Source organism: Roseibium sp. (genome assembly GCF_025698965.1).
Lineage (GTDB): Bacteria > Pseudomonadota > Alphaproteobacteria > Rhizobiales > Stappiaceae > Roseibium.
Window position 1 is genome coordinate 1 of the sequence record NZ_JAILWL010000535.1, and the last position, 4,211, is coordinate 4,211.

The window sequence follows — 4,211 nt, forward strand, 5'->3', positions numbered from 1 at the left end:
GACGCCTTTGCATCGACATAGGCTTCCTGGCGTTCAACCGACCAGTATTTCAGCTCGTCGAGCGGAATAGCCGTTCCGGTAACTGAACACCGTACGAATGTGCCTGGTGTCTCCACCTGGTAATCGCCGTCCAGATAACGGACACGGGCTTCGCTTGGAATGCGCGGATTTTCGTAACGGTTCATGATCGCCGGATTTGGTCTGTTTGCTTTGTCGGTTCTAAGATCCTCTTTTACGGCAAATTGAGCCATTCGGGCAAGTCATTGCGTGATCAAGTTGACCCCGGTCGTCAGAAAATCTGTGGCGATCTCTGGTCCCGGCCAATGAGATATCGGCAGCGTGACATGACGATGGCCCAATCCGGCAAATCCAGTTTCAAACGGTACATTTCTGCATCCCGGTCCTGGCGACATGTTTCGATATCTGACCAGCGTTTTGCATTTACGGACATATCCTCGCAAATCAGAAGATCAGGCTGACAAGCGACAAGATGCATGGCAACGAGAACCGACTTCATTTTCCCAGTTCCCGGCGGCAGCTGGAAACTGAGACGCGTTTGCCGAAGTCAATTCTGACGACATTCTTGTCATTTTGTTCGTTGGGGGCAGGCGGTCCCGAAACCGAACCCGATTTGGCAAGAGCTTCCAAAAGCCGCGGATGAAGACCGTCACCCCGAGCGGCAGCCCTGGCATGAAAGGAAGTTATGGTCGTACCTGTTTCTGGTCGATGAGGCTTGGACATATGCGCAAATCGTTCAGAGCCGCGAGCGCCCACTGCGGCTGTTCTTGATTTTTCTTTAAAGAGGAAGCTGGCAAGGCCGAGGAGGGACCCTGCTGACGTTCAGACCGTAGGGGGCTGATTAACTTGAGTACTATATTCAGGTTTAATTTTTCACAAGTGGAATTTCCAGCTTTTAAGGTGAAATACGGCACAAAAGGCTTATGTTGAGGAAGAAGCGAATGAATTTAGCGCCGGTACAGGCGGAGAAATTGAGCCCATTCAAATGAAGGGCGTAATCAGGACGTGAAAATGACCCTCTCGACGACCGATCTCATTGAATCTTCAGGCCTCGGACTGGAAACCGCAAAGCGGATCACGCAAGACGCTTTGTCGGGGGCTGACGATGGTGAGTTGTTTGTTGAATACCGGCAGACCGAAGGCCTTGTTTTCGACAATGGCCGCCTGAAAGGGGCCAATTACGATACGGCTCAGGGTTTCGGCCTCAGGGCTGTTGCGGGTGAGGCTGCCGGTTATGCACATGCCGGTGACATCTCCGAAGGGGCCTTGAAGCGGGCAGCTGATGCGGTTGGAGCTGTCAAAAAGGGCTATTCCGGCAGCTATGCAGCCGCTCCGACGCGCACAAACCTCTCCCTCTATACCGATGCCAACCCGCTTGGTGGCCCAAGCTTTGAGGACAAGGTCAAGCTTCTGCAGGAGATCGATGCCTATGCCAGGGCGAAAGATCCGCGTGTCCGTCAGGTCTCTGCGTCACTTGCAGGTTCCTGGCAGGTGGTCGAAATTCTACGGGCAGATGGTCATCTGGTGCGCGATGTCCGACCAATGGTACGCATGAGTATTTCCGTTGTTGCCGGAACCGACGAGCGCCAGGAGAGCGGCTCCTTCGGCTGCGGTGGCCGGGAAGGCTTTGAACGTTTCATCACCACTGAGAATTGGCAAGGCGGGGTTGATGAAGCCCTGCGTCAGGCCCTGGTCAATCTGGAAGCGGTACCGGCACCTGCCGGCGCGTTTGATGTGGTTCTTGGCTCGGGTTGGCCGGGAATTCTCCTTCATGAAGCGGTCGGCCACGGGCTTGAAGGTGACTTCAACCGCAAGAAGACCTCTGCCTTTGCCGGCCTGATGGGAGAGCGGGTCGCCGCGCCCGGTGTCACCATTGTCGATGACGGCACCATTCCGGACCGGCGCGGCTCCCTGACTGTTGACGATGAAGGCACGCCGGCCAGCCGGACGGTTCTGATCGAAGACGGTATTTTGAAAGGTTACATGCAGGACCGGCAGAATGCCCGTCTGATGGGGATGGAGCCGACCGGCAACGGACGGCGCCAATCGTATGCTCATATTCCAATGCCGCGCATGACCAACACGGTGATGATGTCCGGCGACAAGGATCCGGAGGAAATTCTCTCTTCGGTGAAGGACGGCATCTATGCCGTGTCGTTTGGTGGCGGTCAGGTTGACATTACCTCGGGCAAATTTGTGTTTTCCTGCACCGAAGCCTACCGGGTTGAAAACGGCAAGGTCGGCGCCCCGGTCAAGGGTGCGATGCTGATCGGCAATGGCCCGGACGCGCTGACGCGGGTGACCATGATCGGCAATGACATGAAGCTCGATCCGGGCATGGGTACGTGCGGCAAGCAGGGTCAAGGCGTTCCGGTCGGTGTCGGTCAGCCGTCGATGCGCATCAATGAACTGACGATTGGCGGGACCGCCGTCTGATTTCCATGCCCACGGGGGCTGTGATGCCGAAGATAAGTTTTGTCGTCTTCGATATGGACGAAGTGCTTTACGACTATGACCATCAGGTCCGCCTCAAGCTGTTGCAAGACCTGACTGGCCGTCCCGCTGCCGAAATCGATGCCGCGGTATGGGGCGGGCCGCACGAAAACGAGGCTGAGGCGGGAAATCCGGGTACCGCGGAAGAGTATCTCGCCCAGTATGCCAAGTTGCTCGACTATCCCATAGACTTCGGCACCTGGGCCAACATTCGGCGTCGGATGATGCGGGCAAGACCGAAAGTCCTGGAGTTGGTTCGCCAGATCAAGCAGAAAGCGGATGTGGCGATGCTGACCAACAATGGCATGATGCTGAAGGCATCCCTGCCAATCTGCGCTCCGGAATTGATCGAGATCTTCGGTGACAAGGCGCACGTCTCTGCAGAATTCAGGTCGCGCAAACCGGATCCGCAGGTCTATCGCCTGATCTGCCAAAAATACGGCTATCGGACGGATGAAACCGCCTTTGTCGATGACAAGTCGGAAAATGTGTCAGGGGCCGAAGAGGCTGGTCTCTCCGGTCATGTCTACACCACGGTTGAGAGCTTCAGTGCCTTTCTGAAGGAAAACGATCTGATTTGAAAATGCGCCTGGCAAGGGTGCATCGCATGAAGCTTGTGTAGCCTCAGGCTACAAATCGACAATCCATAGCCTGTAATTATCGATTATTCGCGACGTTCAGAAGAGATCTCGTTATTTGAACGGGAAAGGCGGTCACATCTTCGCCTTCGCTGGCATTGTCCCGTATTGGAGCGCTATTCTTTGATAAGATAGAATCAATTCTCTTTTCCAGGTGAGAAGAGAAAATGGGGCTTGTTGCAAAGGAGAGGGAATGGCCACAGAGGGCGCGCCTCCGTTTTTTGCTGAATCGATTGTGTTTCTTGCAGCCACGGTTGTGGCAGTGCCAATCGCCAAACGGCTGGGTCTTGGCTCGGTGGTCGGATATCTTGCAGCCGGTGCGGCCATCGGGCCACACGGACTTCAGCTTTTGGGGTCGGGAGAAGATGTGCTCCACGTCGCGGAACTGGGGGTTGTTCTTCTGCTGTTTGTGATCGGCCTCGAACTCGACCCGCAAAAACTCTGGCGCATGAAACGCGACATTTTCGGTCTCGGAACAGCCCAGGTCGTCTTCACCGGATTGTGCCTTTTCTCAGTCGCACGGCTTGCAGGCATGCCGAATTCGACAGCGTTGGTCGCGGGATTCGGTCTCGCTTTGTCTTCAACCGCCTTTGCGCTGCAAATCCTGCAGGAGCGCGGCCAGCTGTCGTCTGCCTACGGTCAAAGAGCCTTCGGTATCTTGCTCCTTCAGGACATCGCCATTGTGCCGCTCCTCGCAATGGTCGCCATACTTGCGCCAGGGGAGGGTCCTTCAACCACAACGGAGATTGTCAGCGAAATCCTGCTCGTGACCGCAGCAGTTGCAGCGGTTGTGGTTACCGGACGCTATCTTATTTCTCCGATTTTCCTGTTTCTCGCCGCCAGCCGAGCGCGGGAAGTGATGCTGACTGCGGCGCTGCTGGTTGCTCTTGGCAGTGCCGGCATCATGCATTCCGTCGGGCTATCAATGGCGTTGGGAGCGTTCCTGGCTGGGGTTCTTCTTGCCGAATCCAGTTTCCGTCACACGCTGGAAGCGGATATAGAGCCGTTCCGGTCTTTGTTGATGGGATTGTTTTTCGTTGCTGTCGGCATGTCGTTGGATGT

Annotated in this window: 5 protein-coding genes; 3 read left to right on the forward strand and 2 right to left on the reverse strand. The window is 55.7% G+C overall.

What is annotated here, in order from left to right; all coding sequences use genetic code 11:
• Both K5905_RS28845 and K5905_RS28850 read right to left on the reverse strand, forming a co-directional pair.
• Positions 1–185 (reverse strand): DUF2093 domain-containing protein (locus tag K5905_RS28845; protein WP_297590899.1); only part of this gene is annotated, 185 nt, incomplete at its 3' end.
• Between the two features lie 104 nt (positions 186–289).
• Complete coding sequence (locus tag K5905_RS28850) at positions 290–517, reverse strand: hypothetical protein (protein WP_297590891.1); 228 nt, start codon at positions 515–517, stop codon at positions 290–292.
• Between the two features lie 512 nt (positions 518–1,029).
• Between K5905_RS28850 and tldD the strand changes: the two genes are divergently transcribed.
• The 3 genes from tldD to K5905_RS28865 all read left to right on the forward strand — a co-directional run.
• Positions 1,030–2,454 carry a metalloprotease TldD gene (tldD, locus tag K5905_RS28855; RefSeq protein WP_297590893.1) on the forward strand — a complete coding sequence of 475 codons (1,425 nt, stop codon included), beginning with the start codon at positions 1,030–1,032 and terminating at the stop codon, positions 2,452–2,454.
• A gap of 23 nt (positions 2,455–2,477) precedes the next feature.
• Positions 2,478–3,092 carry an HAD-IA family hydrolase gene (locus K5905_RS28860; RefSeq protein ID WP_297590894.1) on the forward strand — a complete coding sequence of 205 codons (615 nt, stop codon included), beginning with the start codon at positions 2,478–2,480 and terminating at the stop codon, positions 3,090–3,092.
• A gap of 250 nt (positions 3,093–3,342) precedes the next feature.
• Positions 3,343–4,211, forward strand: an 869-nt coding sequence (locus K5905_RS28865; protein WP_297590896.1) for a monovalent cation:proton antiporter-2 (CPA2) family protein, incomplete at its 3' end; no start/stop codon positions are given.